Origin of the sequence: Sphingobium sp. (genome assembly GCF_003248505.1) — a bacterium.
Lineage (GTDB): Bacteria > Pseudomonadota > Alphaproteobacteria > Sphingomonadales > Sphingomonadaceae > Sphingobium.
The window spans coordinates 1-4,522 of sequence record NZ_QFOA01000132.1; the positions used below are offsets into that span (position 1 = coordinate 1).

The window sequence follows — 4,522 nt, forward strand, 5'->3', positions numbered from 1 at the left end:
GCAAAAAGGGGCGTGAGGCCCAAAAGTGCGTCTGTCGGGCTCGACTTCAGAGCCGCAAAGCTCGGGCACCTGCTGGGGACATAGGAGCCGTTCTAGGCCGAGAATCTGACGTCGCTGACCAATCCTCAGGTCCGGACAAAAATTGGAAACAGTACACATGCGAGAAAATTGTGAGCGGCCAGTCATTCGCTATCCCAAGGACGTACCGGACGCACCCTTTGACGTTTCCCGAGACCGTCGTGCCGGACGTGTGCGACAGTGAACATAGGCGCCGCACCCCATCGACCCCCCTTCTTTTAAACGGCAGTCTATCGCACCCAATGCGTAATCCGACGAGTTTCATTCTCTCGGAAGGTGCATAGCGATAGGTTTGCGCTTATGACGCGCTGCGGCCCTCCAGCGTGTGCGGCTGACCACTCCCGGCGGCAACCTGTTTGTCGCCGGGAGACCAATTGACCTATCGGCGCGGCTCCGGCGCATCGGGATACCGCGCGTCATAGGCGGCCGCATGAGATCCGACGCCAAAGCGCTGGATCGCTGCTTGTTCGGCCGCGATGGCGTGCGCCAGCGTGACGGGCTTGTCGAGTGCATCCGCCTGCGCATGCGCTAGCTCGGCTGCGTGCCATGCCTCAAGAATATCGCCATCCGAAAGAATCGGAACGCCATGCTCCTCCATCAGCACGTCAAGCTGGTGTAGCAACTCGGCGGCGCGATAGGGCTTGGCGATAAAGCCCGCACGGTCGGGTAATGCTTCCGGTTCAGGTCGGACGCGGCCTGAATTTACGAGAACGACCGTTTCGGGCCAGCGCTCCCGGATCGTGCTGGCGAGCGCCAGGCCATCCATGTCGCCGGGCATTTCAATATCGGTCATGACGATCCGAATGTCTTGGCGCTCTTCAAGAATTGTGAGCGCGTCTTGTGCGTCGCACGCCTCGAACACGCGGTATCCCGCATCCTGAGAATTTTGGTCGCGAAGACGCGCACGAGCGGTTCATCCTCGACAACCAGAGCAACACTATAGTCCAGCGCCGGACCTTGCGGTTTCTCCATCAGACTGGTTCCTCTACACCCCCCTTGGCGTCCTAAGTCTCCCCGCGCTGTGCCTCCGCGACGTCGCGGAGGATAGCGCTCCAACACGCGATAAGCAGCCCCTCATCGTCCGATCTCTCGTTGGTCGCGGCCGCGTAGATACCAAGGAGGCGGGCAACTTCATCGACCGGAGCGCCGCCCTGGCGCGCCATCAGCGTGGCGAACATCGCCAGCGCGCCGCCGATCGCGCGTACCAACGCAGGATCGGCGGCAAGCTGCGACGTGGATTCTGGCGTGTCGATGCTGTCGTCCGGCAGCGTGTCACCCGGCTTCATCGGGGAAACCCTTTCAGCGGCATCGATCGCCGCCTGCAAATGGTTCGCCGCGCGATGCTCTCTCGCCTCGTCGAGCATCGCGATAGCTTCGCGCATGAGGGCGATGGCACGCCGGCGAAGCGAAGCCAGATCTTTCATGTCCTGCCCTTGCGGAGGCAGGCCGTGGCCAACACCGGCCTGAGCGCTGGCGGATCGCCGGCCCTGGCGATCTCGACGGCATTCTTACCCGTCTGCCTGGCGCGATACGTTGCCTGACCGGCAAGGTGCATCAATTCGTCAGCGTTGCGCGGGGCATCGGAAGGGATCAGCACCGCCCCCATGCTGCACGTCACCGGATAAGGCGGGCCTGCCAGAACAGTCCTCAGGCGGGCGTGGATGTCCTGTGCGAAGCTCTGGCCTTCGGCGATAGGGCCAAAAATGCTCGGGCCTGTCGGAGGCCCTACCTGCAGGCCAGGCATGACGGCCAGGATCGCTGCAAACACTGCGACGGAATAGCCCTCGCGCGCGCCAAGGCCCCATGCGGATCCACAGATGATCGGCATATAGAGGCGCGCGAACCCGACGGTGGGCACGGCGTGGTCGAGCGCTGCGAGGGCCCCGGTGGCGGCGACGATCGCGAGCCAGATTTTCTCTCGCGAAAGAGCTTCAAGATACCCGGCCAATCGGCCGACAGGCAAATGGCTGTTCATGCGCGTTTTCCAAACTCGGCGAATCTTTCAACTTAGCAGCGGTCCGAAAAATGATACTTAAAACCCGTCGCCTTATAACCATCTTGCAGGCGATTCATGAAGGGTGAAACGCGCCGATCCTGGATGTTTACGTGCTACCGTTGCAGCGAATATCCGCCGATACCGGAAAGCCCTTGGTGTCAGCCAACAGGTCTTCGCCTATGATATCGAGATGGATCGCACCTATTTCGGCGGGATTGAGCGCGGCGAGCGCAATGTTTCGATCGACAATATCGAGCGCATCGCCACGGGATTGAAGATCAGCGCGCATCTTTTGCTGATGCAGCCCGAAATTCTGGCTGTGGAAGCCGATAGCTAGGCGAAATGTGGCCGGGCACGGCCTTTTACTGGCAACGCATGCGTAGCCATATTTCGAAGCTGTGCGGGCCTTGCGCGATGCGCCGGATCGCCGCCAGCATCCTGCGGCGGACAACCCACTGGAAACCTGCCCACGCTGCGCGCAATCTCGGCGTAGCTTTGGCCGCTGACTTTATTCAGCACGAATGTCTCGCGCGCTGCCGGCGTCAATGTGTCGAGAGTGGCCCTCATCACGGTTTCGGTGTCGTCGGCGCTGCCAAGCGCCCATTCGATCGTGATCGCAGCGACTGCTTCGGGGCGGCCCAGTTGACGGGCAGGGCGCGTTGTCGTGCGATATGGTCCGTGATCGTCATCGTCGCGCGTCTCGCCTTGCGGTTGGTTGGGGCACTGCCCGGTTGAGAAACCGACATTGAAATCCCGTTCACGGGCGCTGTCAGCCCGACTTGGTAGGGGCGCATCTCGTGCGCTAGGGGATGCGCCATCCATGCCTATCGACAGTCCTTCTTGAAACCGCGTGGCGCTTTACTAATTAAAGTTGCCGGGCGCCGTGTTCGGGTCCGGTGGACATGGAGGGCGCCGGCTCTTCCCGGCGCATCTCATGCCCAGATCGCTTCCCTAGGAGGATTTGGAAATGAGAAGCACGTTTGACTTTGCGCCGTATCGGCGTTCCACCGTTGGCTTCGACCGCTTGTTCAACATGCTCGAAGCGGGTCAGCGCGAGGATGATGGCTTTCCACCGTTCGACATCGTGAGGGACGGCGAGGACAGCTATCGCATAACGCTGGCCGTCGCCGGCTTCCGACCGAACGAAATCGAGGTCGTTGCCCAGCAGAATCAGCTCACCGTCACCGGCCAACGCGCCGAGGATGAGGACGAGGCCGACTATCTGCATCGCGGCATCGCGACCCGTTCGTTCGAGCGGCGATTCCAGCTTGCCGACTTCATCGAGGCCGGCGAGGCGACATTCGAGTATGGCTTGCTGAGCATCCAGCTCAAGCGGGTCGTTCCCGAAGCGATGAAACCGCGCAAGATCGAGATCAGCGGCGGTGCGAACGCCGCTAATGACCGCATCGAGGCACCCAAGGACGCCCAGGCGGCCTGATCGCGATCATAATCGGCTCGCCGGCGCCGTCCCCGTGGGGGCGGTGGCCGGCGGGTCATGCTCCAACTCTAGCCAGACAAGGAGATAACCGTCATGGCGCTCCGTGATTTGATCCCCTGGAGCCGGCAGGAGAACCGGCTTCCCGCGGGCGGGACCGGCGCGGCCAGTGGCGGCGTCCGCTTCGAGCCGCGCTGTCTCCCCTTTGTCGAACCGTTGACGGGATGGAGCGGCGGGCGCGATCCTCTTGCCCATGTCGAGCTGCGATTTCACGATCGTGATGCGGCCGAGCGCTATTGCCGTTCGACAGGACTGGTATTCCGGCTCGGCGCGTAGCCGGGCCTTCTAGGAGGTTGACGGGTTTGAGAAGTGTCGACGACGATCTGGACTATTACATGAGGCGCGCGGCTCAGGAGTGGGCGGCGGCCGAGACTGCGGCGATGCCAGAGGCGATCATCGTTCACGCGCAGCTCGCGCGCGCCTATGACGCACGCGCGCGGGCGCTCCGGGAGCATGCGGCGGGCGTGGCGTCATAGAACAGCCGCGCTAGAGCCTCTCCGGCTCGGCAGCCTCGATCACGGTGCTCAGCCGTTCGATCACGGCCGCGTTCGTAGCCGTTTTTGGAAGTTCGCGCTGCGCAAAGCGTTTCAGGCGTCGCACGTCGCGCGCGGGAAGCGCGAGGCGTAGCAATGTCTGGTCGAGCTTGTCCCGGTCCACTGACTGCGCCTGCTTGCCCGACTGCAGGAGATGATCGAGCAGGCGCTTGCGATCGGCGAAGCTCCAATCGAGCCGCGCCAGTTCATCCGGAGAGAGCGACAGCAGCGCGAGCGCAATCTCCATGATGTCGGCAAAGGGCAGCAAGACCGTGACGGTCCGGCTGCCCCGTTCACGCCAGCGCCGCAACGCGCTGCGGCTCATTGCCGGGTCTCTGAACCGGGCGATATATGCCGGTCGCCCGCGCCGCGCTCAGCGCGATCGAGCCAGCGCAGCGCTGCCATCACATCGTCGACCGG

General features: G+C 62.8%; 9 protein-coding genes. 4 read left to right on the forward strand and 5 right to left on the reverse strand.

Annotation, left to right across the window (positions count from 1 at the left end; translation table 11 throughout):
- Positions 1–457: 457 nt before the first annotated feature.
- From DI606_RS19495 to DI606_RS19505, 3 genes are all read right to left on the reverse strand, one after another.
- On the reverse strand, positions 458–940 hold the full coding sequence (locus tag DI606_RS19495) for a response regulator (RefSeq protein WP_076605464.1): 483 nt from the start codon (positions 938–940) through the stop codon (positions 458–460).
- 142 nt (positions 941–1,082) lie between these two features.
- Complete coding sequence (locus DI606_RS19500; protein ID WP_037474043.1) at positions 1,083–1,502, reverse strand: hypothetical protein; 420 nt, start codon at positions 1,500–1,502, stop codon at positions 1,083–1,085.
- Positions 1,499–2,053 (reverse strand): diguanylate cyclase, encoded by a 555-nt coding sequence (locus tag DI606_RS19505; protein WP_037474040.1) that lies wholly within the window; start codon positions 2,051–2,053, stop codon positions 1,499–1,501. The genes DI606_RS19500 and DI606_RS19505 overlap by 4 nt, the downstream gene beginning before the upstream one ends.
- A 103-nt stretch (positions 2,054–2,156) precedes the next feature.
- Here DI606_RS19505 and DI606_RS19510 point away from each other — a divergent pair, with 103 nt between their 5' ends.
- Complete coding sequence (locus tag DI606_RS19510; protein WP_037474038.1) at positions 2,157–2,411, forward strand: helix-turn-helix transcriptional regulator; 255 nt, start codon at positions 2,157–2,159, stop codon at positions 2,409–2,411.
- On the opposite strand, the gene DI606_RS19515 is transcribed toward DI606_RS19510, so the two are convergent.
- Positions 2,408–2,896, reverse strand: coding sequence for a hypothetical protein (locus DI606_RS19515; protein WP_137863633.1), 489 nt, complete (start codon positions 2,894–2,896; stop codon positions 2,408–2,410). The genes DI606_RS19510 and DI606_RS19515 overlap by 4 nt on opposite strands.
- 145 nt (positions 2,897–3,041) lie before the next feature.
- On the opposite strand from DI606_RS19515, the gene DI606_RS19520 reads away from it, so the two are divergent.
- From DI606_RS19520 to DI606_RS19530, 3 genes are all read left to right on the forward strand, one after another.
- Positions 3,042–3,512 (forward strand): Hsp20 family protein, encoded by a 471-nt coding sequence (locus DI606_RS19520; RefSeq protein ID WP_070936268.1) that lies wholly within the window; start codon positions 3,042–3,044, stop codon positions 3,510–3,512.
- 93 nt (positions 3,513–3,605) lie between these two features.
- Entirely contained in the window at positions 3,606–3,845 is a 240-nt protein-coding gene (locus tag DI606_RS19525) for an NADH dehydrogenase ubiquinone Fe-S protein 4 (protein ID WP_052027569.1), read from the forward strand.
- A 26-nt stretch (positions 3,846–3,871) separates the two neighbouring features.
- Complete coding sequence (locus DI606_RS19530) at positions 3,872–4,045, forward strand: hypothetical protein (protein ID WP_171012666.1); 174 nt, start codon at positions 3,872–3,874, stop codon at positions 4,043–4,045.
- A 10-nt stretch (positions 4,046–4,055) separates the two neighbouring features.
- On the opposite strand, the gene DI606_RS19535 is transcribed toward DI606_RS19530, so the two are convergent.
- Entirely contained in the window at positions 4,056–4,427 is a 372-nt protein-coding gene (locus tag DI606_RS19535) for a hypothetical protein (RefSeq protein WP_037474030.1), read from the reverse strand.
- Positions 4,428–4,522 lie beyond the last annotated feature (95 nt).